Genomic DNA, 25,098 nt, shown 5'->3' on the forward strand with positions numbered 1-25,098 from the left:
GACCGCACACCTCATTGAATATCACCGGGGCCCGCTTCGCCCACACCGGCGGATCACGCGACGAACGCGCACAGTGAACGGATGCCAGCCCTGCCGCGCACTCCCCGGAGCCGGCGGCCGACCGTGTTCAAGCGGGCTGTTCAGAGGCGCCGGTCCGCAGCGGCAGACCCAGGCGCTCGGCGAGTTCGGGTACGTCGACGCCGAAGGTCTGCCGCACACGGACCCCGTCCGGGGTGATGTCGAAGACGGCCAGATCCGTGTAGACGCGGTCCACGCACGCCAGGCCGGTGAGCGGGTAGCCGCACTCGGAGACCAGCTTGGGCGCTCCGTCCCGGGTGAACAGGTTCATCATCACGAAGACCTTCTTCGCCCCGATGGCCAGGTCCATGGCCCCGCCGACCGCGGGAATGGCGTCGGGCGCGCCGGTGTGCCAGTTGGCCAGGTCGCCGCGTGCGGAGACCTGGAAGGCGCCGAGGACGCAGATGTCCAGATGACCGCCGCGCATCATCGCGAAGGAGTCCGCGTGGTGGAAATAGGCGGCGCCCGGCAGCTCGGTGACGGGAACCTTGCCCGCGTTGGTCAGGTCCGGATCGATCTGGTCCTCCGACGCGGCGGGGCCCATGTTGAGCATGCCGTTCTCGGTGTGCAGAACGACGCCGGAACCGGGGGAGAGGTGGTCGGCCACGAGGGTCGGCTGGCCGATGCCGAGGTTGACGAAGGCTCCCTGCGGGATGTCACGGGCGATCAGGGCGGCGATGTCGTGCTTGCCCAGCGGGCCCTGACCGCTGGTCGTCGGGGAGGTCCGGGTCATGAGTGATCAGCCACCTGTACTACACGGTCGACGAAGATGCTGGGCGTCACGACGGTCTCGGGATCGATCTCGCCGGTCTCGACGATCTCGCGGACCTGGGCGACCACGGTGGTGGCCGCGGTGGCCATGACGGGACCGAAGTTCCGCGCGGTCTTGCGGTAGACGAGGTTGCCCATCCGGTCCGCACGATGAGCGCCGATCAGCGCGAGGTCACCGCCGATGGGGTACTCCAGCACATGGAGGCGGCCGTTGATCTCACGCACCTCCTTGCCTTCGGCGAGCAGCGTGCCGACACCGGTGGGGCAGAAGAAGGCGCCGATACCGGCTCCGGCGGCCCTCAGCCGTTCTGCCAGAGTGCCCTGGGGGACCACCTCGAGTTCGATCCGGCCGGCCCGGTAGAGGTCGTCGAACACCCAGGAGTCCGCCTGGCGGGGGAAGGAGCAGATCACCTTGCGGACCCGTCCCTCGGCCAGCAGCGCGGCAAGGCCCGTGTCGCCGTTGCCGGCGTTGTTGGAGACGACCGTGAGGTCCGTGGCCCCCTGCCGTATCAGAGCGTCGATCAGAGCCACCGGCATGCCCGCCATGCCGAAGCCCCCGACGAGCACCGTGGAGCCGTCCTGGACGTCGGCGACCGCCTCGTCCGCATGAGCGCACAGCTGCGTGGTCACCTGCTGCCCCCGGCGACGTTCTCCAGCACCACGGCGAGGGCCTGGCCGACACCGATGCAGATCGCCGCGACGCCCCACCGCTTGCCGGATTCCTGCAGACGGCGGCAGAGGGTGCCCAGCAGGCGGCCACCGGACGCACCGAGAGGGTGGCCGAGCGCGATGGCCCCGCCCTTGGTGTTGACGATCGCCGGGTCGACATCCCAGGCGTCCAGGCACGCCAGCGCCTGCACGGCGAACGCCTCGTTCAGTTCGACGGCGTCGACGTCGGCCCAGGAGATACCCGCGCGCTTGAGTGCCCTGTTCACGGCCTCGACGGGTGCGTATCCGAACATCTGCGGATCCACCGCGGCCACGCCGCGGCCCGCGACGCGGGCGAGGGGATCCACGCCGATGCGGTCGGCGGCCGCGGCCGAACCGAGCAGCACCGCGGAGGCACCGTCGTTCAGCGGCGAGGCGTTCCCGGCCGTGATGAGGCCGTCGGCCCGGTAGGCGGGCTTGAGCGTGGCGAGCTTCTCCATGGTGGACCCGGGGCGGATGCCCTCGTCGCGTTCCAGAACGGTGGATTCGCCGTCCGAGACGGGGACGACCAGGTCGTCGTAGAAGCCCGCGTTCCAGGCGTCGTCCGCGAGCCGGTGGGAGCGGAGGGCGAACGCGTCCTGGCGCTCGCGGGAAATGGCGAAGCGGTCGCCGAGCTGTTCGTTCGCCTCGCCCAGGGAGACCGTCCACTCCTTGGGCATGCGCTCGTTGACCAGGCGCCAGCCGAGCGTGGTGGACACGGCGGTGACGTCCCCTGCGGGGAAGCCGCGCCCGGGCTTGGGCAGAACCCAAGGGGCGCGGGTCATCGACTCGACTCCACCGGTGAGGACGATGTCCGCGTCGCCGCTCTCGATGCCGCGCGAGGCGATGAGTGCCGCGTCGAGGGACGATCCGCACAGGCGGTTGACGGTGGTCGCGGGCACCGAGGTGGGCAGGCCCGCGAGCAGGACGGCCATCCTGCCGACGTTGCGGTTGTCCTCGCCGGCGCCGTTGGCGTTGCCCCAGACGACGTCGTCGATGCGTCCGGGATCCAGTGCGGGGGTCTTGGCGAGGACCCCGCCGATGACCTGTGCCGCGAGGTCGTCGGGCCGGACCTCCGAGAGGGCGCCCCGGAAGCGGCCGAAGGGGGTTCGCACCGCCGAGTAGAGATAACTGTCGGTCATGCCGCCACGGTAGGAGCGCGGACTGCGGTGCGTCCAAGACCCAATCTGCATGGATTGATAAGCTGATCTTATAGAATCGGCGTATGGAGCTGCGACAGATCCGGTACTTCCTGGCGCTGGCCGAGGAATGCCACTTCGGACGGGCGGCCACCCGCCTGCACGTGGCTCAACCAGCCCTCTCCCAGCAGATCAAACAGCTGGAGAAGGAGCTCAGGACCACACTGTTCACCCGCTCCACCCGGCACGTGGCCCTGACCGAGGCCGGACATCACCTCCTGGAGCACGCCCGCACCCTGGTCGCGGAGGAGGAGCGCGCCCGCCGGCACATGACAGAGCTGGCCGACGGCCACGCCGGACGGGTCTCGACCGGCTTCATCGGCACCGCCACCTACGACCTTCTGCCCCAGGTCGCACGCACCGTACGAGCCCGGCTGCCCAGGATCACCATGGACCTGCGCGGCGAACTCCTCACCCCCGACCTGGTCGACGGACTGCTCGCCGGCACCTACGACCTGGCGGTCCTGCGCGGCCCCGCCGACCACGAGGACATCCGCACCACACCCCTGCGGTCCGAATCCCTGCTGGCCGTGCTCCCCTCGCACCATCCCCTCGCGGCCCGGCGACGCATCTCGCTCAAGGCCCTGGCCGACGAGCCGTTCGTCATCCACTCCTCGCGATCCTCCATGTACGGCCGGGTCCTGGCCGCATGCCGGCGCGCCGGATTCCAGCCCACCTCGCTGATGGAGGTCGGGGAGACGGCGACCCTGGTCGTCTTCGTGGCCGCCGGACACGGCGTCGCCCTCGTTCCCTCACCGGTGCAGAGCCTCCGCCTCGCCAGCGTCGCCTACGTGCCCCTCACCCAGACGGAATCCGTCGATCTGGTCCTCGCGAGCCATGCCCGGCGCACCACCCCCGCGACCGATCAGGTCGCTGCTGTGATCAAAGAGTGCGTGGACGGCCTTGAACACCGGGAAGCCCCGCCCTCTACGCTGGAGGGATGACGAGCGGCACGACCGGTGCTCCGGTGCGCTTCAGTACGACCGGTCTTCCCGAGGCGGAACGCATCGCCCTGTGGGAAGAGCACAACGCCGAGGCCCTGATCGGGCTGCGCTGCCGTTCCCTGCACGACACCGCCCTCGACGCGACGGAGATCAACCTCCAGCTTCCCAGAGCACATCTCGCCCGGGTCCTCGGCAGCCCCCACGTCGTCGAACGACCCGACGCCGAGATCCGCCGCGTGCCCTCGGACGCCGTGGCCTGCTATCTGACCCTGGCCGGTGACGCCTTCTTCTACTACGACGACGGCGTACGGCTGCTGCGTCCGGGACAGCTGCTGGTCTGCGACGCCGACCAGCCCTTCATCCGGGGCTTCTCGCACGGCCTGGAGGAACTCGCGGTCAAGATCCCCCACACGGTGTGGCGTGAGCTCGGCGCGCCGCACTCCCTGCCGCAGCCGCTGGTCATCGACGCCGACGCGGTCCACACCCGGACTCTCGCCACCCTCGTCGCCCGGGCACTGCCACCCCAGTCCTCCATGGCCGCGAGCGTGGACGAGGACGCCGTGCTGGACCTGCTCGTGTCCGCCGCGAGCGGCCGCGCCCCCTCCCTCTCCACCGTCCACCTGACCGTCGCGAAGACCTACATCGACGACCACCTGGCCGACCTGGGGCTCTCGGCGGCCCGCATCGCCCGCGGCATCGGGATCAGCGAGCGCCACCTGTCCCGGGTGTTCGCCTCGGGTGGCACGAGCGTGCCGCGGTACCTGCTGCACCGCCGCCTCGAGCGAGCCCGCACGCTGCTGAGCACTGACGGAGAGGCGACGGTGGCCGAGGTGGCCGCGCGCTGCGGGTTCGCGTCGGCCGCCCACTTCTCCCACCGGTTCAAGGAACGCTACGGCCTGCGCGCCACCGACGTCCTGCGCGAGGCGCGCGCACGGTCCTAGCGGGGTGCGGGATCACGCGCCGTCGGGTGCCAGCACGATGTCGAAGCGGACCCGGGACCAGGGCCGCTCGCCGAGGTCGCGTCCGTCCGGCGTGGGCGTACCCGCCGGCTGAGCCACGAAGTCCTTGACGAGCGACTCCTTCACCCCGAACACGGAGTCCCGGTCCAGCAGTTCGTCACCGCGGACGAAGATGTGCGTGACCAGCGTGCGCAGCGCGGGAGCACTGACCATGAAGTGCAGGTGGGAGGCGCGCATGGGCGAACGGCCGGTCGCCGCCAGCAGTGCTCCCACCGGCCCGTCGTGAGGAATGGGATAGGGCGTCGGTGTGAGCCCCCAGAACCGGTAGCGGCCGTCGGCGTCGCTGAACAGGTGCGCCCGCGCCGCCATCCGGTCGTCCCCGTACTGCGTGTCGTAGAAGCCGTCCTCGTCGGCCTCCCACACCTCGATCCGCGCCCCGGCCACGGCTTTTCCGGCGGAGTCGGTGACGGTGCCCTCCACCCAGCAGGGTTCTCCGGCGGCTCCGAAGGCGAGATCGCCGCCCTGGGCGATCTCGGGGCTGTTGTCGACGAAGAACGGGCCGAAGACGGTGGCCTCGGTGGCGTCGTCGTACGCCTCGTTGTTGACCGCGACCGTCTGCATGGAGGCTCCGAGCACGTCCGACAGCAGGATGAACTCCTGGCGGCGCTCGTCGGTGATGTGACCGGTACGGGTGAGGAATTCGATCCCCTTGCTCCACTCGCCCTCGGTGAGCCGGACCTCTCGGACGAACGCGTGCAGGTGGCGGACCAGTGACTGCATGATCTCGCGCAGCCGCGGGTCGGTGCAGTCGCCGAAGGACGCCAGCACCTGGCGGGTGATCTGCTCCTCACGCTCCTGCTGCTCGGCCGGGACGGACGTACGGGGAGTGGGGGTGGCGCTCATCGGCCCTCCCAGGCGTTGCGGACGAGATCGGTGATCGCGTCGAGGGTGACGGGCCGCGGATTGCCCGCGGGCGCGGCGGCCACGACGGCCTCGGCCACGGCCGCGACACCGTCCCGGGGCATGCCGAGGTCGCGCAGCGAGCGCGGCGCACCGAGCCGGTCACGGAGCCCGGCGAGCCCCTCGACGGCGGTCAGGGAGCCGAAGGCCGCGGCCAGTCGCCGTTCGGCGTCAGGGGCGAAAGGCGCGTTGAAGGCGAGGACGTGGGGGAGGACCACCGCGTGGGTCTGGGCGTGCGGAAGGTTGAACATGCCGCCCAGCACATGGCAGATCTTGTGGTGCAGGCCGGACCCGGCGGAGGCGAACGCCACGGCGGCCAAGTAGGCGCCGTACAAAGCCTGTTCCCGGCCGTCCAGGGCCTGCGGGTCCTTCACGACCAGCGGCAGCCCCGCCCGCAGAGCCCGCACGCCTTCGGCGGCGAGGGCCTGGTTGATCGGATCGGTCCGCGGTGCCCAGAGGGAGTCCACGCAGTGGGCGAGCGCGTTGAGACCAGAAGCGACACTCAGCCCGACCGGAAGGGAGAGCGTCAGCGAGGCGTCGTAGACGACGGCACGCGGCAGGACCTTCGCGTCCGTACCGGTGGTCTTCACGGAGTCCTCGGTCAGCCCCCATACGGCGGTGGCCTCCGAGCCGGCGTACGTGGTCGGGACGGCGACGATCGGCAGCCCGGTGGTCAGCGCGACCGCCTTGGCCAGGCCCGTGGTGGAGCCGCCGCCGACACTGACCAGGGCGTCGACGTCCCCTTCGGCGGCCGCCGCCCGAGCCCGCAGGGCGACCTCGACGGGCACGTGCATGACGACGTCGTCGTGCCGGCGGACCACCGGCAGCCCGGCGGTGACGCGATCGGCGAGCTCCCGCTCGGCCGCCCCCGCGATGACCATCACCCGCCGTGCGCCGAGCGCGGCGACCTCCGCGGCCAGGCCCTCCTCGGCCGCGCCGGAGGCGAACCGCACCCGCTGCGGCAGCGTGTCGTGGACGAACCGCACGGTCTAGTCCCTTCCCAGGACGGAGAGCAGAGCAGCACGCAGCTGATCTGCGGGGTTCTCGGGCAGCTCCATGGCACGCCACGCGATGTGCTTGTCGGGCCGCACCAGCAGCACGCCGCTCTCGTCGATCTCGCGCAGCTTGGCCCAGTCGTAGTAGAGGTCGGTCACCTCACGTCCCGGACCGATGACGACGGTCTCGAGCGGGACGCCCAACTCCTCGCCGACCTTCTCGGCCGCCTGCTCCCACTCCTCGCCCGCGATGCCGGTCAGCAGCGTCCAACGGTCGTACGGCGCCAGGTCCATCAGCGCGTGACGGTGTGCGCTGTCCCCGACCCAGGCGTGCGGAAGATGCGCGCCGGGGACGGTCGACATCTCGTAGTACAGATCGGCATCGCGTGCGGGCGTGGGCAGTTCGCTGCCGTCGGGGACGACGGCCGTCGAGGTGTAGTGCTGGCCCAGCTCCACACCGTGTGCGTTGAACTCGTAGTTCTTCAGCTCCATCGCGCGCACCAGCGCGGCCCGCTTGGCGGCCCCGGCAGGGGTGTTGGCCTTGCGTTCCTCGATGGCGGCCGTCATCGAGGCCTCGTCCGGCGCCCCGAGAACGCCCAGTGCCTCGAAGATGTCGATGAACTCGCGGCTGGACTTGTTGGCGCGCTGGACGATGCGCTCGGCGACGGGAGCCCGTTCGGCCGTGTAGGTCTCCAACAGCCCTGGCCCCGCATGCCCCTTGAGCACGGCCGCGATCTTCCAGGCGAGGTTGTACGCGTCCTGGACGGAGGTGTTGGAGCCCAGGCCGTTGCTCGGCGGGTGCCGGTGCACGGCGTCGCCCGCGCAGAACACCCGGCCCTGCTGGAGCCGCGTCGCGTACATCTCGTTGTTGCCCCACAGGCTGGTGCCGGTGATCTCCACTTCCAGATCGGGCGCCCCGAGGAGGTTGCGGACGATCTGCACGGCAGCGGCCTCGTCGACGACCGGGGGCTCCCCGGCGATGTCGTAGCCCCACACGATCAGCCACTCGTTCCACGGGCGCACCATGCGCACGAGCCCGGCGCCGATGCCGCCGACGTTCGAGCCGGGCTGGATGACCCAGTACAGGACGGACGGCCGGTGGGCGACGTAGCGGCTGATGTCGGCCTTGAACGTGATGTTCATCGAGCCCGCGATGTCCATCGCGCCCTCGAAGGGCAGACCGATGTCCGCGGCGACCTTGGAGCGGGCACCGTCCGCGCCGATCAGGTACTTCGCGCGGATGCCGTACTCGTGCCCGGTGAGCCGGTCCAGCACCCGCACGGTGACGCCGTCGGCGTCCTGGGTGTGGGACAGGTACTCGCTGGAGAACCGGGTCTGCGCGCCCCGCTGCGTCGCGTTGCGGACCAGGATCGGCTCGAGATACGTCTGCGGGATGTCCACGGTGAGGCAGGGGGACGCCAGCCGGTAGTCCGCCTCCCGGTCCGGCCGGGTGCCCCAGGTGTGGATACGGCCGATCTCCTCACCGGTGATGCTGGTGCAGAACACCGTGTCGCCGACGAGCGAGTGGTCCGTGGCGTCGGCCAGCACCTGCCCTTCGATGCCCAGATCGCGGAAGACCTCCATCGCGCGCTGGTTGGTGATGTGCGCACGGGGGGTGTTCGCCGTCCACCGGTACTTCGTGATCACGATGGTGTCGACGCCCAGCGTCGCCAGCAGCAGCGCCGCGGAGGCGCCCGCGGGGCCGGAACCGACGATCACGACGTCGGTCGTGACGGCCGAGTCGGCCGGCAGCTCGGTCTCGGACATCCCGTCGTTGAACATGGGCATCGTGCTGACCTTTCATCGATCCGGCGGCGTTGCCGGCAGCGCCAGTCTGAGACCGACTCGGACGGGACGGAACAGCCCGGCGGCGAGGTCGGCGGATACACCAAGAGATGGCGGATCCACGAAAGACGGGTCGCACCGCGGTGTCTGGACGCACGGCTGCCGCTGAGCTTCGAGCAGTTCGGCAACTCGCCGTGGGGAGTGGTCCGGCACGGGGCTGCAGAGCCGGATTCGACGAGCAGGTCGCGCGAGGGACGCCGACAGACGCCGCGGCCGGATCCCGGGCACGCGGCCGCTCGGTGTGCCGCTCGATCAGGGCGAGGCGGTGCTCGCCCGTGAACGCGCGCAGCCGGGCGAAACGGGCGACCGAGGCGCCCGTCCTCGCAGACCCCGCTGATCACCCGACCGGCACAGGCCCGGCCGGCCGCACTACGCGTCCGATCGTCAGATGCGGAGGTCCGTGGTGACGGTGGAAACAGGGGTGGTGAGGACGGCGTCGAAGGCGTCGATGACGGGGGTGCGCACGTAGGTGCCCTGCAGCCGGATGCGGTCGGGGCGGTCGGAAGCCTCCGTGCGTGCCCTGCGGAGATCGGCGATGCCGAGTCCGAGACCGGCGTCGGCGAAGGCGGCTTCGACGCTTGCGGGTTCGGGCGCTTTGAGCGCCATGTCGCCGAGGGTGAAACCGAAGGGTGCCTTCTCGTCGCGGTGCATGTCCGCGGTGTGTCCGGTGACGCTGGTCAGGCCGAGGGCGAAGTAGTCGTCGCCGAGCGCACGTTGCAGTTGCTGCCCCATGGGGAGCCCCGTGAGATGCCCGTCGAAGGAGATGGGCGTCGTCTGGATGTGGGCGTTGTGGGCGACCAGGACGGTCCGGGTACCGGGATCGAGGCGTTCCAGGTGCCACAGGACCGATCTGGCCATGTAGGCGTCCCGGGCCGAGGTGTCCGCGGTGAGGCCGTCCCCCGCGAACAGGCCGGCCATGGCGCGGAAGGTGTAGTCGGCGTGGCAGGCGCCTTCGAGACGGTGCAGGGCGACGTCGTGGTCGTGCCGGTCGCCGCGGGTGGCGTACAGCGGTTCGAGCGCACGGAACCGGACGAGCAGGCGCGCGAGGATCGCGGTGAGGGCGTCCTGTTCGGCGGCGGGCAGGCGCACCCAGGCGGGTGCGGCCACGGCCGCGGAGCCCCCGGCGAACGATGCGGCGATCCGCATCGCCGTCTCGACCGCCGGGGCGGTCTCGGGGTCGACGCGGCGCAGGTAGTCGGCGACCGGAGCCAGGGCGGGCAGCAGGGAACCACCCGCCGCCGGGATGTCGACCCCGGCGAAGCGCACCGGTGGTGAGGCGGTGCGGTTGTGCCGGCGGACCCACTGCAGGGGCTCGGTGAGCCCCACGGGTATCGCCGTGGCGAGGTGGCCCGCCAGGTCCCCCTCGGTTCCCTCACCCCGGGCCCAGGCGTCCAGGGGGAAGCCTTCGCTGAAGCCGTACTCGAAGGCGAGGACGGTGAAGCCGCAGCGTTCGACGAGGAACCGCAGGATGCGCCGGCGCAGGAGTGCGAACTCCTCGATGAAGTGGGAGTGTTCGCCGATCGCGACGACGCGGGCGGCTCCGATGATGTCGCGCAGCGGTGTCAGGTCGTCGAGCGGAGCCGCGGGGTCGAGGTGAGTGAGCGGGACGGCGCGTTCGCGAAGCCAGTCGGTGAACGGGGTCCCGGGGGACGAACGGGGCATGCGGACGGCTCGATTCTCAGTGCGGGCAGGGGCCGGGTGCCGCGGCCTCCAGGTCGTCGACGGTGCCGGACATGATCGTGCGGAGATGCTCGGTGAGGTGCGGCAGCGGCCAGTCCCACCAGGCCAGCGCGAGGAGGCGCTCGACGTCGGCGTCGCTGTAGCGGCGGCGCAGCAGCCGCGCGGGGTTGCCGCCGACGATGCCGTAGTCGGGGACGTCGTCGACGACGACGGAGCCGGAGGCGATGATCGCTCCGTGACCGATGCGGACCCCGGGCATCACCACGGTCCTGTACCCGAACCAGACGTCGTTGCCCACCGTGGTGTCGCCCCGTCCGGGCAGACCGGTGATGAGGTCGAAGTGGTCGGCCCAGGAACCGCCCATGATCGGGAAGGGGAACGTCGAGGGGCCGTCCATCCGGTGGTTGGCGCCGTTCATGATGAACCGCACGCCCTCACCCAACGCGCAGAACTTCCCGATGACGAGCTTCTCGGGCCCGTAGTGGTACAGGACGTTTCGGTTCTCGAAGGCCGTCGGGTCATCGGGATCGTCGTAGTAGGTGAACTCCCCGACCTCGATCAGCGGTGAGGTCACCAGCGGCCTGAGGAGCACGACCCGAGGCTGGTCCGGCATCGGATGCAGCAGGGTCGGGTCGGCGGGAACGGGCGCCATCTGGGAACGCTTCCTTTCCGGAGGGCGAGGACGTCACGCGTGGTTCTCGGGGGCGCCGAACCAGCGGGTGAGCGCTTCGCGCAGCGCCGGCACGGCGTCGTCGGGGGACTCGTCGACGGCCGCGGCCCAGGCGATGTGCGCGTCGGGCCGGATCAGGAGGGCGTCGGCAGGGCGGTCGTCGGTCTTGGCGGTGTGGACGTCGACGCGGGAGCGCCAGTCGCCGGCCGCCCGGCGGAGGTCCTCGCGGTCGGCGAGGTCCAGGAGGACGGGCCGTGCGGTGTGCAGGAGTTTGCCGACGCCGGTCACTCCCCGGTCGCTGTGCAGGGTGAGGTCGGGGACGAACGCTCCGGCCAACGGATGGCTGCCGGACGATCCGGGCATCGGGTAGCGGATGTCGGAGCCGGCGACGAGCGCCCCCATGCGGCGCAGTGGTTGCTCGTCGGCGAGCAGCTCCTGAAAGACCTCGCGGAGCGCCTCGGCGGCCGGGTCGGTGCCGCGCCGCAGCGCTACTTGGGCCTGGGTGTGCAGCATGGTGCGCGCTCCGGCGAAGTGCCGTTCGTCGTGGTAGGTGTCCAGCAGACCGTCGGGGGCCCGGCCGTGGATGTCGGCGGCCAGCTTCCAGGCCAGGTTGACCGCGTCGAGCATGCCGGCGTTGATCGCCACGCCGGTCGCCGGGAACAGATGCGCCGCGTCACCGGCCAGCAGGATCCGCCCCTTTCGGTAGTGCTCGGCGTGCCGGGCCTTGAAGGTGAACCGCGACAGCCGGATCGCTGCACGCACAGGGAGATCCGTGCCCAGGACACGACGGAGGCTGTCCTGGAATTCGCTCAGGGACATCGGGGTGTCGTCGTCGTACTCGTCGGTCTCGTCCTCGGTGGTGTAGAGGGAGACCACGGGTGAGTCGGGCGATGCGCCGACGCCGAGGAGGCCGCGGTCCGTCCGCGTGAAGCCCCCGGAGACGGTGCCGAAGCCGGCGACGTCGAGATCGCCGTTGCCGAGCACGGTCACCGTGTCGGGAAAGGTGACCTGGGCCAGCCGGTTGACCTCCGGATAGGTGGTGCCGGGGAAGGCGATACCCGCCGCGTCGCGGACCCGGCTGCGGGCGCCGTCGCAGCCCGCCAGGTACCGGGCGGTCACCCGGTACGGACCGTCCGGGCCGAGTACCTCCGCGGTCACCGCCGCCTCGCTCTGGACGACTCCGGACACCTGGTGCCCGCGACGGATCTCGACATCGAGTTCACCGGCGCGTTCGCCGAGCACTTCTTCGAGCCGCTGTTGCGGAAGCGGCAGCGCGTGCAGCGGAGGATCGTCGAGCCGGGTCAGATCGAGGTGGACGCCGCCGAACGGGAACCGGGGGGCCGGTACGGGGCCGGTGCAGGCGGCCTCGCATCGCTCCAGCAGGCCCCGGTAGCGCAGCAGTTCCAGGATCCGTCCGCCGAGGCCACCGGCCTTCGGGGTGTCCCGGCGGTGCGACTGACGTTCCAGCACCAGCGGGCGCACCCCGGCCAGGCGCAGTTCGCACGCCAGCATCAGACCGGCCGGACCGGCTCCCACGATGATCACGTCGGCATCCATGCAACCTCCCCCGTCGCACGGCACGCGCCGTGCCGTTCCGCAAGGGAAGTGCATGAGTCGGCAACTCGTCAAGCACGGCACGTGCCGTGCCGATAGGATGACTGCATGACGGACCCTCTTCGCGGCGCCGGCCGGACCGAGGCCATCATGCGGACCACGCTGGAACTGGGCCAGGAGATCGGCTACGCCAAGCTCAGCATCGAAGCGATCGCGGCCCGAGCCGGCGCGGGCAAGCACACCATCTATCGCAGATGGCCGTCCAAGGGCGCCCTGTTCCTGGACTCCCTGCTCTCACTGCACAAGTCCGACCTGGACTACCCCGACACGGGTGACATCGTCGCGGATCTGCGCACGCAGATCCACGCGGCCGTCGACCTCCTGGCCAACCCGCCCTTCGGCCCGCTGTACCAGGCCCTGATCGGCGAGGCCCAGTACGACCCCCGGGTCGCCGCCGCCCTCAACGAGCGCTTCATCGCACCGCAGGCCGCCATGACCGTCGCCCGGCTGAAAAAGGCACAGGACCAAGGGCAGCTGTCGCCCGCCTTCGACCTGAGCCTGGCCATGGCGATCCTCTCCGGCCCGCTCTACTTCCAGTTCCTGGTCACCCAGGAACCCCTGACCCACGAGTACGTCGACCGTGTCCTCCACGCCCTCTTCACCGGCATGGGGAATCCCTCATGAAGCCCGTCGCCCGATTCCGGGTTCCATCAGGCCGTCCACGTCCGAACGGCCTCGAAGCGCGCGTGCCCATGCCGATCTTGGGACGCTCGCGGTGTCCGAGCAGCAGGTTCGCGAGGACCTGAGCAGTGGCCCGGTCGCCATCAAGCACGCCGGTGAAGATGACAATGCTCGACGTTTCAAGCCCCTCAGCACCCGAATACTGTTCTGCGCAGACCTGTACTAGCTGGGAGAGTCATGACAAGTAGATTCACCGAGTTGACCGTTGACTGCCGTGATCCGGAGAGGCTCGCGGCCTTCTGGTGCGAGGTCCTGGACTTCAAGGTGATCGACCGGAGCGAGGGCAAGGTCGAGATCGGCTCCTGGGTACCGACGGTCGAGGACATCCGGGCCCGTCAGATGCCGCCCACCCTGCAGTTCATCCAGGTGCCCGAGGGCAAGACCGTCAAGAACCGGCTTCACCTTGATGTCAGCCCGATCGACGGCAGCACCGAGGACGAGGTGACCAGATTGCTGGGCCTCGGCGCCACCACGACGGATGTGGGCCAGGGCTCAGACCGGAACTGGGTGGTCATGGCCGACCCCGAGGGCAACGAGTTCGACGTCGTGCGCTCCCTGGCACCGCGGCAGGACTAGGACGCGAACGGGCACCCGCGCCCCCGTCACACACCGTGCTGCCGCATCGGCTCCGGGAGCGGCATGCGTGCCGGCGGCAGCGAGGCGTCCACCGCCTTGGTGCCCGCCGGCCCCTGCATCGTCGCGCAGATCGAACGGGTGGCGACAGCGACCGCGATCGTGGGGATCGGCGAGCAGCAGGCGGCCGGCATGACGCGGGGTGGTCACGGGGCGGTCGCCTTCGGCGCGGCCCGAACGGGGCGACGCACGGGCGCCATGCCGACACCACGCCGACGGAGCGGCTCCAGAGGAGGCTCGGGCCCACACCGCTCGTCCGCGCCTCGGTCCTCTACGCGCGTACCCCTGCCCAACTCCTGGGTGCCATCAGGTAATTGACGTAGCGGTCGGGGGGCTGGTTCACTGAGGCAGTGGCTGAGCCACTAGACCAAGAAGTCGCTGAACCAGTGGGCCACTAGACCAGTGAGCCGCTGAACCACTGACCGAAGCCTGGGAGATCCTCCGTGGCCGTCGAAAGCATTCCGCGCCGAACCGTGGTCGACCTGCTGGAAGCACGGCTGCGTGACGACATCCTGAGCGGCACGCACGAACCCGGATCCCTGCTGCCCCCCGAGAGGGAGCTGGCCGCCGGGTACGGGGTCACCCGTACGACCTTGAAGCACGCGCTGACCCGGTTGGAGCAGGCGGGACTGCTGAGCACCCGGCACGGCATCGGCACGCGCATCCTGGACTACCTGCGGGTCGGCGGCGCCGACCTGCTTCCGATGCTGGCCGCACAGGACCCCGCATGGCTGCGGGAGGTCTTCGAGGTGCGGCGGCAGATCGGCACCCTGATCGCCGGCCGTGCGGCCGACCGGCGCACGGAACGACAGGCCCGGCGGCTGGAACACCTGCTGCGTCAGGTCGCGGACGGCCCGGACGCCGACGCCGTCCAGCTCGCCGACGCGGAAGTCCATCGCGAACTGGCGCGGGCCACGGGGAACCGGGTCTATCTGCTCCTCACGAACACGTTGTTCAATGCCTACCTTCCGGTACGGGCCTCGCTGCGGGCGCCGTTCGAGGACGCGGCGCGGGCGACCGACCGGCTCGCGCCGGTGGTACGGGCCGTGGTCGCCCGGGACGGCGAGGAGGCACGGCGCGCGGCGGAGAAGTATCTGGCCGGCACCGAGAAGATCATGCTCGGTTCGCTCAGCAGTCCACGCGGACGGCCGACCGCCGACAGCCCCCGCTAGCCGCGCCTCCCGGCGACGACTCCGGGGCCGCCGGCTCCCGTCGAGGCGAGGTGGGTGCGGCGAAGCGGCGCGGCCCCGATCATGCGCGGGCGCCCGTTCAGCCCACGTTTCTTCGACTGTCATGTCCAGGTCAATCCTGACGCGCCCTGGTGAACGCCCGGCGGGGCGGGGCCGGGTGCGCGGCTGCGACCCCTCAGGGGCCCGAGGCGATCCGGGCCCAGCACCCCCCAGGACGGCCGCCCGTTCACCGTGGGCGCGGCGGCGACCAACAACACAAGGAGCATGGTGAGCAGATCGAGCAAGAGACGCGGCGTCCTCATCGGCGTGATGCTGTCCGCGGTCATCGGCGGCACCGTCCAGCCGGCGATCGCCCTGCCGACGCGGGACACGGGGGACCAGGCCACGCCGGTCCGGAAGTCTCCGGTGCGGTCGACCGAGCAGGAGATCGCCCGGGCGCTGTCCGCCTCGCTGCGCGACCCGCAGTGGCGCGAGCAGGTCCGTGCGGCCGTGCTCGGCACCGAGGACGTGGACCTCCAGGCGCTGGCGGGCAGGACCGCCGCTCCGCAGGGCAGGGACCTGCTCGCTTCCGTCTCCGCCGCGGACCGTCGCATCGCGGGCCTGAAGGGCCTGCCCGCGTCGACCGGGTCGCTGCTGCGGATTCGGCTGGGCGCGCCGTCCATGCGGTCGCACCTGAACGCCGAAGCCACTCCCTGGATCGCCGTCGCGGCCGACGACAACGCCAAGGCCCTCACGGCGTACGACAGTCAGGGCCACGCCCACGCCGTAGGCACCGCGCGCATCCCCGACCGCCCGCTGTACGTCCTGGACATCGACGTCACCAAGGCTCACCGGGCCGGCCTGAAGGTGCTGCGGAAGGCCTTCGCCGACAAGGGGCTGACCTCCCTCCCGTCGCAGGCGGCCAACAGCGCCGACGCCGCGAGCACGGCGGGCTGGTGGGCGACCAAGGTCACGGCCGTCGAGGTGAACGACGACCAGGAGCCCTGGTTCAAGGGCGCCGCCGAGATGTTCTCGCTGGTGACCGGATTCGGCCAGGACGGCACGGCGCGCGTCGACTCGGTGGACATGCCCTACCTGGACGACGAGGGCACCGTCTACTACCCGAACCAGATCCTGGTCAACTGGTCGAACTACAAGTACAACCTGGCCGACGTCGTCATGATGGAGGACGACGACGGCACCAACTACCGTGCGCTGGCGCAGGCGATCACCACGGCGCTGCTCACCGTGACCGACCAGGGCACCTACATCCCGTTGGTGAACGCGGTCCTGAGCGCGATCCCCGACAGCTGGTTCACCGACGACCCCGACTACGTGGAGTCCTGGTACACCCTCGCCCAGAACTCCTCGGGCCGGCTGAACGGCGCCTCGGGCAACGGCTGGATGACCGTCGAGCCCTACTTCGTCGAGGAGTTCTAGACCTCGCACGCAAGCGCCGACCGGCCGCCGTACGTCGGTGGACGGGCCGGTCCGCTCCGGGGACCCGGCCGTCCGCGCGCTCGGACGGCCGGGCGGGGGAGGCGACGTCACGGGGCGTCTTCTTCACGGCCGGTGTTCTGGTCGTGGGCCAGGGCGTGGGTGACCGCGGTGGTGCTCTCGTACAGGGCCCGGTACTGGGTGAACCGGCGGTCGTAGACACCCGCGGTGGCGGGATCGGGCCGGACCGACGATTCCGCCGGATTCCACGCCGCGATGTCCGGTCGGCCGATCAGCCCAGCGGCGAGAAAGGCCGCGCCGTAGCTGGCGCCGATGGTCGTGCGGGTGACGATCTGTTCGAGACCAGTGACGTCGCTGACGATCCGAGGCCACAGCCCGCCCCGGGTGCCGCCGCCGACCGCGACGACCCGCCGGATGTCGGCGCCGGCCGCGAGCATCGTCTCGACGTTGTGCCGGACACCGTAGGCGGTGGCCTCCAGCGCAGCCCGCATCAGGTCGCCCCGGGTGTGACCCAGCGTCAGGCCCGCGATCACGCCCCGGGCGTCGGGGTCCATGACGGGTGTGCGTTCCCCGGCGAAGTACGGCAGCATCACCAGGCCGTTCGCACCCGGGGGCGAGGCGGCCGCTTCGTGGAACAGCACGCCGAGGTCGGCGTCGCCGAAGAGGTGCCCGAGCCAGTCGGTGACGGCTCCGGAGGTGGCCATGCCGCCGGCCAGGCAACGGGTGCCGGGCAGGGCGCCGACCGTGGACCACATCGACGGGCTGGTCACGAGCCGGTCGACGGTGTTCACCAGGAACATCGTGGTGCCGTACATCAGCATCAGGTCGCCGACGCCGTGGCCGCCGACGCTGATGGCCTCGCTCCAGGCGTCGATCGTCCCCACGATGACCGGCGTCCCGGCCGGGACACCCGTGACGGGCGTGTTCACCCGGCCGGCCTCCTCGCCCGGCCAGCGCAGCGGGGGGAGTTCGATGCCGGGTGCGATGTGCTCGGCCCACTCCGGGATCCAGCGCTGCTGGTGGATGTCGAACAGCGGGGTGCACTGGCTGGCGGAATGCAGGTCCAGCACGTAGGCGCCGGTGAGCCGGTGGGCGAGCCACGAGGCGGGCATGAAGAGGCGGCGGGCGCGTGCCCACACCTCGGGCTCCCGCTCGCGGATCCAGGCGAGTTTCGGCCCGACGGCCTGGGACGACAGCGCCGAACCGCACCTGCGAAAGACCGTGTCGGACCCCAACTCCCGGTTCAGCCGGGTGATCTGCTCGTCGGCGCGGGTGTCCACCCCGTACAGCAGCGCCGGACGCAGCGGCTCTCCCGCGTCGTCGACCAGAAGGGTGCACGGGCCCATGCCGCTGACTCCGACGGCGCGGACGGCGACGTCGTCGCGATCGAGCAACTCGGCCGCGAGCGAGACGAACTCGTCCCACCACACCTGTGCGTCCATCTCGACGTGTCCCGGCCGGGGACGGTCGACCACGTGCGTGCGCACGGCCTCGCCCAGGATGCGGCCGGCGGTGTCGACCACCACGCCCTTGGTGCTGGAGGTGCCAACGTCGGCTCCGAACACGACGTCGATCATGTACTGCCTCCCTCGGCGCCGGGTGCGCCACCGTAGGTTGCCGCCCGGTCCGGCGGGCGGCCGCGGTTCAGCCGGACGGCTGCCGGAGATGTCACCACATCTGTACCTCGGGCGAGTGCGACGACGCCCCCACGGTAATGCGACGGCGTGCGCGAAACGGGCCGTCGCCTCGCACTCAGGGGACCACCTTGCAGCAGTCGTTGACATGCCCCTGCCTTGTGGCTAGCTTCACGAAGAGTTCCCGCCGTGCTCCCCGGGCGCCCGCAGCCCAGGGTCCCGTCGAAGCGTTCGCATCTCAGGCACCTCGTCTCCACGGTTAGACAACGTTGTCAACCTTTGGTGATCAAGACATCTCGGCGCGTCGCTCATTCACCCGGGGTCGCGTTTCCGACGCGAAGACAACGTTGTCTGACCTCCCCTCACGAGTAGAGGAGCAATCCCCGTGATCACACGACTGTCGAGACCTCCCGGAACCGCTGCGATCGGTCTCCTCGCCGCTGCGGCGCTCGCCGCGGCCGGGCTGTGCACGCCTGCGTGGGCGGCCGGGAAGGCCGCGCTCGTCACCTCGCCGGCGACTCTGGTCAATCCGTTCATCGGAACGTCGAACCAGGCCGACGACTTCCCGGGAGCCGACGTCCCGTTCGGCATGGTGCAGTGGAGCCCGGACACTCCGTCGCGTCCCGACGGTGGGGGCTACGAGTACAACGACACGTCGATCACGGGTTTCAGCCTGACCCACATCGCCGGGCCCGGTTGCGGCGCGGCGGGTGACATTCCGGTGCTGCCGACGACAGGGGCCGTGAACACCGGTGCGTCGGACGCGTTCTCCCACGCCAACGAGTCGGCGTCCGCCGGATCGTACAAGGTCGCGCTCAACAACCAGGTGACCACCGAGCTGACCACCACGACGCGCAGCGGTATGGCGCGCTTCACCTTCCCCTCGACCAGCCAGGCCAACCTGATCTTCAAGTTGACGGGCAGTCAGAACGGTGCCACCTCCACACAGTTCACCAAGGTGTCGAGCACCGAGGTGAGCGGGCAGGTGACCAGCGGCCACTTCTGCGGCGCGGGAAACACGTACAACGTGTACTTCGACATGGTCTTCGACCAGCCGTTCGCCTCGCAGGGAAGCTCGGTCGCCAAGGCGTCGACCGCCACCCCCTCGGCGTCGGCCAAGGCGTCGAAGAACGCCGCCGAGAAGCCCAACCAGCCGGTCCTGCACGGCCAGAACCCCGACGAGGACAGCGCCGCCCCGACAGCCGCCGCCTCGAACGGCTACGTCACCTTCAACACCACGTCCAACCCGGTGGTGCAGGCCAAGGTCGGCATCTCCTACGTGTCGGTCGCGGGCGCGGTCGTCAACCGGACCGCGGAGAACACCGGTTGGGACTTCGACGCGACCCGCACCGCGGCACAGAACGCGTGGAACAGCGCGCTCGGCAAGGTGCAGGTCGCCGGCGGAACGGCCGCGCAGCAGCAGAGCTTCTACACCGCGCTCTACCACTCGCTGCTGCACCCGAACGTGATCAGTGACGCCAACGGTCAGTACTACGGCTTCGACGGGAAGACGCACACCGTGGACGCCGGCCACAGCGCGGTGTACGCGAACTACTCCGGCTGGGACATCTACCGCTCGCAGGCCCAGCTCGAAGCCCTGGTCGCTCCCCAGGTCGCCTCGGACACCGCGCAGTCGATGGTCGACGACTACACGCAGACCGGGATCTTCCCCAAGTGGTCGGAGAACAACGGCGAGTCGTACGTCATGGTCGGTGACCCGGCGGACGCCATCCTCGCCGACTACTACGCCTTCGGTGCCCGGGGCTTCGACGCCACGACCGCCCTGGCCGACATGGTCAGGCAGGCGAGCACGACCAACAACGACCGTCCCGGTCTCGCCTACCTGAACTCGCCGGGATACATGCCGCACGACGGCAGCTACGGCTGCTGCAACTTCTACGGGCCGGTGGCCACCACCCTGGAGTACGACACCGCGGACTTCGCGATCTCCGCGATGGCCGGGTCGCTCGGCGACACGGCCAACCAGAAGACCTACGCCAACCGCGCGCAGGACTGGCGTAACGTGCTCAACCCTGCCTCCGGTTTCGTGGAACCCCGAAACGCGGGCGGCTCGTGGACCGGCGGCTTCGACCCCACCAGCGGCACCGACATGGTCGAGGCCGACTCGTGGATCTACACCGGAATGGTTCCCTTCAACGTCGGCGGCCTGGCGCACGCCAAGGGCGGCAACACGGCGATGAACCACTACCTGGACACCGTGCTGCGCAGCTACACCGGTGCCGACGGCTACGCCTGGGTCGGCAACGAGCCGAGCATCGAGCTCCCGTGGGAGTACGACTACACGGGCCAGCCCTACAAGACGCAGGGCACGGTTCGGGCGATCCAGGACCAGATCTGGTCGAACACCCCGGGCGGCCTGGCCGACGGCAACGACGATCTCGGCGCGATGAGTGCCTGGTACGTGTGGTCGGCGCTCGGCATGTTCCCCGAGACGCCCGGAACCTCCGATCTCGCCCTGGGATCACCGCTGTTCACCCAAGCCGTGGTCACCCTTCCCTCGGGCAGGACGCTGACGGTCAACGGCAACGGCGCCGCCGACAACGCCCCCTACGTCCAGTCCGCGGCGTGGAACGGCACGGCGTGGAACAACGCCTACGCTCCCACCACGGCGATCACGTCCGGCGGCACGCTGGACTTCACGCTGGGCACCAGCGCGAACACGTCATGGGCGACGGCGGCCACCGCGGCTCCGCCCTCGTACGCGGGGGACACCACGGCGCCGGCTTCGCCGCGCATCGGTCCGCTCTCCTCCGCGGTGGCCTCGAGTCTGTGTGTGGACGACGCGTCCTCCGGTACCTCCGACGGCACCCACGTCCAGATCTGGGGCTGCGACGACACGTACGCCCAGGACTGGATCATCGCCGGCGACGGATCGATCCGGGCCCTCGGCAAGTGTCTGGACGCCGATCACAGCGGGACCACCAACGGCACGTTGATCCAGCTGTGGACCTGCAACGGCAGCGGCGCTCAGCAGTGGACCGCCGCAACCAACGGGTCGCTGGTCAACCCCGAGTCCAAGCTGTGCCTGGACGACCCCAACTCCTCGACGACGAACGGCACCCAGCTTCAGCTGTACACCTGCAACGGCACGGCGGCCCAGAACTGGAAACTGCCGAGCTGAGCCGTCAGCGGGGGAGCTGACAGCCCCCTCGTATGCCTCGGTGTGGCGCGTTCCCGGGGGTCCGGAGCGATCGGCCGGGACACACGGGAACGCGTCCGGCGAGAACCAAGGACCGCGCGGGTCAGGCGCTGCCCACCGCGAGCGTCGCACGTCGAGAGAGAAGGCGACGCCGGGGCTCCTGGGGCGAGACGCCGCCGAACTGGACGTCCCAGCAGCCGCCACGCCAGGTGAGGAAGACCGCGCGCAGGGGCGGCACCGCGAGATGCCAGAAAGCTCTTGCCGGTACGGCCAGCGCGTCGATGAGCACGGCCCGGATGACGGCCGCCTCAGTGATGGCCACCGTGTGGCCCGTGTGCGGCGCCACGCTGCTCAGCCAGTCCGCCGACCGGCGGCAGAGCTGTCGTACGGACTCTCCGTCGTGCGGCGTGGCATCCGGATCCGTGAGCCAGGCGGTGAACCCGTCGGGGTCGGTCGCGGCGACTTCGCCGACAGTGCGACCGCACCACCTGCCCACGTTGAGATCGCGCAGCATGGGTTCGGACGACGCCACGAGACCCATGGCGTCAGCAGTCTCCGAGCAACGGATCGAAGGCGCCCGGATGGCCGGCTCGCGGGGAGAGAGCACTGCTCTCGCAGCGTCTGCCATGTGCATGCTGTCCTCGCTCAGATGAGCGTCGCCGAGGAGCGGATCCAGAGTGGGGTCACCGCCGGGCGCGCACAGAAGTGTCAGGTGGATCGACATGGGACCTACCTCTTTCCTGGCCGGGCGTGGCACCAGACGGTGTGGACGGCTGCCGGCACGTCGTGCCTCACGTGCTCCACAGTCGGTGCCGGCCCCCCTGCGGCACCATCCGCCAGGTGTCCGAAACCACCCCGCCGACCGGCCGGCGGCGCTCACCGGTCGGGCTCATGGGGCAGCTCCAGCCGGAGCTCGTAGCCACCCTGATCCGTGGGGCCGGAGGTGACGGTGCCGCCGAGGAGCTCAGCCCGCTGGGCCAGACCCGCCAGGCCGTGATGGGCGCTGGGCAGGGCGAGCGCGCTCCGGGTGGGGGCGGTGTTGGTGACCGTGGCGCAGAGAACACCCTCCTTGAGCCCGATGCGGACGGTCACGGCGGCGCCGGGGGCGTGTTTGCGGACGTTGGTCAGCGCTTCCTGGACGGTCCGGTAGACCGCCCGCTGCACCGTGGGCGGAAGCTCCTCGGGCACATCGATCTCCAGCTTCGCCTCGATGCCGCCGGCCTCCAGCAGGTGCTCCAGGTCGGCGAGCGAAGGCTGCGGGGTGAGCTCTGTGGGCCTGCTGCCGGACGCCCGCAGCACGCCGACCATGTGCCGCAGCTCTTCCAGGGTCTGCACGCTCAGTCGGCGGATCGTGGCCGCGGCCTGTCGCGTCTCGGCGTCCCGGCCGCCCACCTGGAGCGCTCCGGCCTGTACGGCGATGAGACTGACCTGGTGGGAGACCACGTCGTGCATCTCCCGGGCAAGCTGGGCGCGCTCCTTCGCCAGCACGCTCTGAGCGGTCAGCAGCCGTTCCTGCCTGCGGGCCTCGGAGATGTCGGCGAGCCGCAGCGAAAGCTCGCGTCGGGCCTGGACGAGCTGGCCCAGGAAAACGGGAGCGGCGGCGGTGGCCAGCGTGTAGCTGAGGTGGAACAGGCTGTTCGTCTGGGACAGCTCGGTGGCATCGAGCGACGACCACGGCCAGGGCAGGAAGTCGATGATCGCGTAGAGCAGCGCGCAGCCGCCCAACAGGAAGCGGTGGCGGTTGAGGGAGGACAGTGTGTACAGCGCGACCGTGGGGGCGACCACCGCGTCGGTGACCAGGCCGGTGGGGAGCGTGAGGACGAAGGTCGTCAAGGGCAGCCGATGACGCAGCACCAGGGCGAGGGCGCCGAGCAACGCGCAGGCAGTGGTCGGCCGGTCCTCGATGTCGACGTGAGCCCATGCGTCCGCCAGCGCCATCCCGACGAGACCGATGTCCATGAGCGCGGCCCGCGGCTGGCGGAGGCTCATCGGGCGCCCTCGTCCTGCGGGTGAGTGAGCAGGCCCGCGCGCTCGGCGATCAGAGCGGCCTGGACACGGCTGCTCACCCGCAGTTTGCCGAGCACGTTGGTGACATGGCCCTTGATGGTGCCGGTGCTCAGGTGCAGCCGTTCGCCGATCTCGTTGTTGGCGAGTCCTTCGGCCATGAGGACCAGAACGGCCCGCTCGCGCTCGGTGAGGCGAGCGGTCAGCCGGACGGCGGTGGGCTCGCGAACGTTGTTGTCGAGGTAGCCGCCCACCACCAGTCGGGTGACCTTGGACGACAGCACGGTCCCTTCCTCGGCCAGGGTACGCACCAGGTAGGGAAGCTGCTCGGGATCGGTGTCCTTGAGCAGGAATCCGGCGGCGCCCGAACGCAGGGCGGTCGTCACGTACTCGTCGGTGTCGAACGTGGTGAGTATGGCGACCACCGGGGCCTTCGGCATGCGGCGGAGTTCGGCCAGGATCGTCAGCCCGTCCACGTCCGGCATCCGGATGTCGAGCAGGACGACATCGGGGCTCAGCTCCCGTACCGTGCGCACGGCCTGGCCGCCGGGTACCGCCGCGACGACTTCGATGTCGTCGGCTGCTTGGAGGATGTGCGTGAAACCCGTACGGATCAAAGCCTCGTCGTCGACCACCAGTACCCGGATCATGTGCGCTCCGCTCGTCGCGTGCCCGGGTCGATGCCTACCCCCGAGGGAGCGGGCCGCCGGGCGACCGGCCCGCAGAACCCGCCGGTTGGCGGCGCGACCTCAGCCGGTCGGCGGGCGGCGCCGGCCCGGCGGCAGGCGCGCAGCCTCGGCGAACAGCGCGGCCGGCTCGCCGTGGCGCAGCCAGGACCTCCCCGCTCGCCTCACTACGCTGAGCGACGGGAGACCACACGGCCCAGGACAGATCGGGAGACCATGGCCCTCGACCTCGACATCGACCGAATCCGCCGTGTCGTCGGCGAAGGCGCCCGCGACAAGGTCTACCCGGGTGCCGTCTGGGCCGTCGGCGACCCCTCCGGAAACATGACCTTCGGCACCCCGGGGGTCCTGGATCCCGACCGGCCCGACGAACCGATGCGGCACGACACCGTCTTCGACGTCGAAGATCTCACGGAGATCCTGGCGGTGTGGTCGTCCATCGGATCCCTCGTCGAAGTCGGCAAGCTGCACCTCGACGAGCAACTGGGTGACTTCTGGTCCGCGGTGCGCGGCCACCCGCTGGGCCGGGTGAGCACACGCGACCTGCTCACCCATACGGCGGGCATCCCGACCCGGACCGACCTGTTGAACCTGTACGGCACCGACCCCCAGGACATTCGCGACGGTGTCCTCCACGATGCCGTGCGCCGCCCGCCGGGGGAGGCCGTGGAGTACACCGACCGCGCCGCCCTCGTCCTCGGCTGGCTCGCCGAGGAACTCTCCGGCCAGAGCCTCGACGTCCTCGCGGCCACCGAGGTGTGGCAGCCCCTCGGCATGACACGCACCCGCTACGGACCTCTGCCCGGGGATGCGACCGCCCGGTGCGCGCCGACCGAACGCGACGACATCACCGGGGCTCGCCTGCGGGGTACCGCCCATGGACTGCCGTCACGCCTGCTCGGCGGAGTCTGCGGCACCTCAGGAGTGTTCTCCGTCCTCCCCGACCTCGCGGCATTCCTTCGCCACCTGCTCCGGCCCAGACATAACGGCGGGCAACCGGGCTTCGGCACCGCCTGGATCCAGGAGTCGCTGCGCATTCAGACGGGCGAACTCACGCCCGTCGGCGGACTGTTCTGGCGCCCGGTCCCGGGCACGGGCCCCGGGACCGACGACATCTGGGAGCACTACGGCTCCGGCGCGGCAGGCGCATGGCTGGCCCCCGAACAGGGCCGCTGGGCGGTCCTGCTGACCAACACGCGTTACTGCACCAGCGACTACGGATTCCTCATCCATGTCCGCGACACGTTCCGCTCGCTCGCCTTCGCCTGACC

22 protein-coding genes are annotated in these 25,098 nt (G+C 70.5%); 8 read left to right on the forward strand and 14 right to left on the reverse strand.

Annotated features, from left to right (window positions below; genetic code table 11):
• Positions 1 to 127: 127 nt before the first annotated feature.
• From AB0D59_RS20645 to AB0D59_RS20655, 3 genes are read right to left on the reverse strand one after another with little or no spacing between them, the layout of a single operon-like run.
• Positions 128 to 811, reverse strand: a complete 684-nt coding sequence (locus AB0D59_RS20645) for a 3-oxoacid CoA-transferase subunit B (protein WP_362567061.1) — start codon at positions 809 to 811, stop codon at positions 128 to 130.
• A complete protein-coding gene (locus tag AB0D59_RS20650) occupies positions 808 to 1,479 on the reverse strand; it encodes a 3-oxoacid CoA-transferase subunit A (RefSeq protein ID WP_362567063.1) in 672 nt (223 codons plus the stop codon). Before AB0D59_RS20650 ends, AB0D59_RS20645 begins: the two co-directional genes overlap by 4 nt.
• Positions 1,476 to 2,678 (reverse strand): thiolase family protein, encoded by a 1,203-nt coding sequence (locus AB0D59_RS20655; protein WP_362567066.1) that lies wholly within the window; start codon positions 2,676 to 2,678, stop codon positions 1,476 to 1,478. The genes AB0D59_RS20650 and AB0D59_RS20655 overlap by 4 nt, the downstream gene beginning before the upstream one ends.
• Positions 2,679 to 2,761: 83 nt before the next feature.
• Between AB0D59_RS20655 and AB0D59_RS20660 the strand changes: the two genes are divergently transcribed.
• Together AB0D59_RS20660 and AB0D59_RS20665 are read left to right on the forward strand one after the other, a co-directional pair.
• Entirely contained in the window at positions 2,762 to 3,679 is a 918-nt protein-coding gene (locus AB0D59_RS20660) for a LysR substrate-binding domain-containing protein (RefSeq protein WP_362567068.1), read from the forward strand.
• On the forward strand, positions 3,676 to 4,620 hold the full coding sequence (locus AB0D59_RS20665) for an AraC family transcriptional regulator (protein WP_362567071.1): 945 nt from the start codon (positions 3,676 to 3,678) through the stop codon (positions 4,618 to 4,620). The genes AB0D59_RS20660 and AB0D59_RS20665 overlap by 4 nt, the downstream gene beginning before the upstream one ends.
• 12 nt (positions 4,621 to 4,632) lie before the next feature.
• Here the strand turns inward: AB0D59_RS20665 and AB0D59_RS20670 are convergent, their stop codons facing one another.
• The 6 genes from AB0D59_RS20670 to AB0D59_RS20695 form a co-directional block, all read right to left on the reverse strand.
• Positions 4,633 to 5,541 (reverse strand): intradiol ring-cleavage dioxygenase, encoded by a 909-nt coding sequence (locus tag AB0D59_RS20670; RefSeq protein ID WP_362567074.1) that lies wholly within the window; start codon positions 5,539 to 5,541, stop codon positions 4,633 to 4,635.
• Positions 5,538 to 6,584 carry a maleylacetate reductase gene (locus tag AB0D59_RS20675; RefSeq protein WP_362567077.1) on the reverse strand — a complete coding sequence of 349 codons (1,047 nt, stop codon included), beginning with the start codon at positions 6,582 to 6,584 and terminating at the stop codon, positions 5,538 to 5,540. The genes AB0D59_RS20670 and AB0D59_RS20675 overlap by 4 nt, the downstream gene beginning before the upstream one ends.
• 3 nt (positions 6,585 to 6,587) lie before the next feature.
• Positions 6,588 to 8,381, reverse strand: coding sequence for an FAD-dependent monooxygenase (locus AB0D59_RS20680; protein WP_362567080.1), 1,794 nt, complete (start codon positions 8,379 to 8,381; stop codon positions 6,588 to 6,590).
• A gap of 441 nt (positions 8,382 to 8,822) precedes the next feature.
• Positions 8,823 to 10,100: an erythromycin esterase family protein gene (locus AB0D59_RS20685; protein ID WP_362567082.1), complete on the reverse strand. Its 1,278-nt coding sequence runs from the start codon at positions 10,098 to 10,100 to the stop codon at positions 8,823 to 8,825.
• Positions 10,101 to 10,116: 16 nt separating this feature from the next.
• Entirely contained in the window at positions 10,117 to 10,770 is a 654-nt protein-coding gene (locus AB0D59_RS20690; protein ID WP_362567083.1) for a CatB-related O-acetyltransferase, read from the reverse strand.
• A 33-nt stretch (positions 10,771 to 10,803) separates the two neighbouring features.
• Positions 10,804 to 12,345 (reverse strand): FAD-dependent monooxygenase, encoded by a 1,542-nt coding sequence (locus AB0D59_RS20695; protein WP_362567086.1) that lies wholly within the window; start codon positions 12,343 to 12,345, stop codon positions 10,804 to 10,806.
• 105 nt (positions 12,346 to 12,450) lie between these two features.
• Between AB0D59_RS20695 and AB0D59_RS20700 the strand changes: the two genes are divergently transcribed.
• Both AB0D59_RS20700 and AB0D59_RS20705 read left to right on the forward strand, forming a co-directional pair.
• Positions 12,451 to 13,026: a TetR/AcrR family transcriptional regulator gene (locus AB0D59_RS20700; RefSeq protein ID WP_362567088.1), complete on the forward strand. Its 576-nt coding sequence runs from the start codon at positions 12,451 to 12,453 to the stop codon at positions 13,024 to 13,026.
• A 234-nt stretch (positions 13,027 to 13,260) separates the two neighbouring features.
• A complete protein-coding gene (locus AB0D59_RS20705) occupies positions 13,261 to 13,659 on the forward strand; it encodes a VOC family protein (RefSeq protein WP_362567091.1) in 399 nt (132 codons plus the stop codon).
• A 26-nt stretch (positions 13,660 to 13,685) separates the two neighbouring features.
• On the opposite strand, the gene AB0D59_RS20710 is transcribed toward AB0D59_RS20705, so the two are convergent.
• Complete coding sequence (locus AB0D59_RS20710; RefSeq protein WP_362567094.1) at positions 13,686 to 13,850, reverse strand: hypothetical protein; 165 nt, start codon at positions 13,848 to 13,850, stop codon at positions 13,686 to 13,688.
• Positions 13,851 to 14,159: 309 nt separating this feature from the next.
• Between AB0D59_RS20710 and AB0D59_RS20715 the strand changes: the two genes are divergently transcribed.
• Together AB0D59_RS20715 and AB0D59_RS20720 are read left to right on the forward strand one after the other, a co-directional pair.
• Positions 14,160 to 14,888: a GntR family transcriptional regulator gene (locus AB0D59_RS20715; RefSeq protein WP_362567097.1), complete on the forward strand. Its 729-nt coding sequence runs from the start codon at positions 14,160 to 14,162 to the stop codon at positions 14,886 to 14,888.
• A 282-nt stretch (positions 14,889 to 15,170) separates the two neighbouring features.
• Positions 15,171 to 16,325 carry a DUF3103 family protein gene (locus tag AB0D59_RS20720; protein ID WP_362567100.1) on the forward strand — a complete coding sequence of 385 codons (1,155 nt, stop codon included), beginning with the start codon at positions 15,171 to 15,173 and terminating at the stop codon, positions 16,323 to 16,325.
• 107 nt (positions 16,326 to 16,432) lie between these two features.
• Here AB0D59_RS20720 and AB0D59_RS20725 read toward each other — a convergent pair whose 3' ends face one another.
• Complete coding sequence (locus AB0D59_RS20725) at positions 16,433 to 17,920, reverse strand: FGGY-family carbohydrate kinase (protein WP_362567102.1); 1,488 nt, start codon at positions 17,918 to 17,920, stop codon at positions 16,433 to 16,435.
• 442 nt (positions 17,921 to 18,362) lie between these two features.
• Between AB0D59_RS20725 and AB0D59_RS20730 the strand changes: the two genes are divergently transcribed.
• Positions 18,363 to 21,119, forward strand: coding sequence for a lectin (locus AB0D59_RS20730; protein ID WP_362567105.1), 2,757 nt, complete (start codon positions 18,363 to 18,365; stop codon positions 21,117 to 21,119).
• A 121-nt stretch (positions 21,120 to 21,240) separates the two neighbouring features.
• On the opposite strand, the gene AB0D59_RS20735 is transcribed toward AB0D59_RS20730, so the two are convergent.
• The 3 genes from AB0D59_RS20735 to AB0D59_RS20745 all read right to left on the reverse strand — a co-directional run bounded on the left by AB0D59_RS20735 (position 21,241) and on the right by AB0D59_RS20745 (position 23,791).
• The gene (locus AB0D59_RS20735) at positions 21,241 to 21,861 is read right to left on the reverse strand and encodes a histidine phosphatase family protein (protein WP_362567108.1); all 621 of its coding nucleotides are present in this window, start codon (positions 21,859 to 21,861) and stop codon (positions 21,241 to 21,243) included.
• 152 nt (positions 21,862 to 22,013) lie between these two features.
• Positions 22,014 to 23,126: a histidine kinase gene (locus tag AB0D59_RS20740; protein WP_362567111.1), complete on the reverse strand. Its 1,113-nt coding sequence runs from the start codon at positions 23,124 to 23,126 to the stop codon at positions 22,014 to 22,016.
• Positions 23,123 to 23,791 carry a response regulator transcription factor gene (locus tag AB0D59_RS20745; protein ID WP_362567114.1) on the reverse strand — a complete coding sequence of 223 codons (669 nt, stop codon included), beginning with the start codon at positions 23,789 to 23,791 and terminating at the stop codon, positions 23,123 to 23,125. Before AB0D59_RS20745 ends, AB0D59_RS20740 begins: the two co-directional genes overlap by 4 nt.
• A 252-nt stretch (positions 23,792 to 24,043) precedes the next feature.
• On the opposite strand from AB0D59_RS20745, the gene AB0D59_RS20750 reads away from it, so the two are divergent.
• Positions 24,044 to 25,096, forward strand: coding sequence for a serine hydrolase domain-containing protein (locus tag AB0D59_RS20750; protein WP_362567117.1), 1,053 nt, complete (start codon positions 24,044 to 24,046; stop codon positions 25,094 to 25,096).
• Positions 25,097 to 25,098 lie beyond the last annotated feature (2 nt).

The sequence above is a fragment of the Streptomyces sp. NPDC048417 genome (assembly GCF_040651615.1).
Classification (GTDB): domain Bacteria; phylum Actinomycetota; class Actinomycetes; order Streptomycetales; family Streptomycetaceae; genus Streptomyces.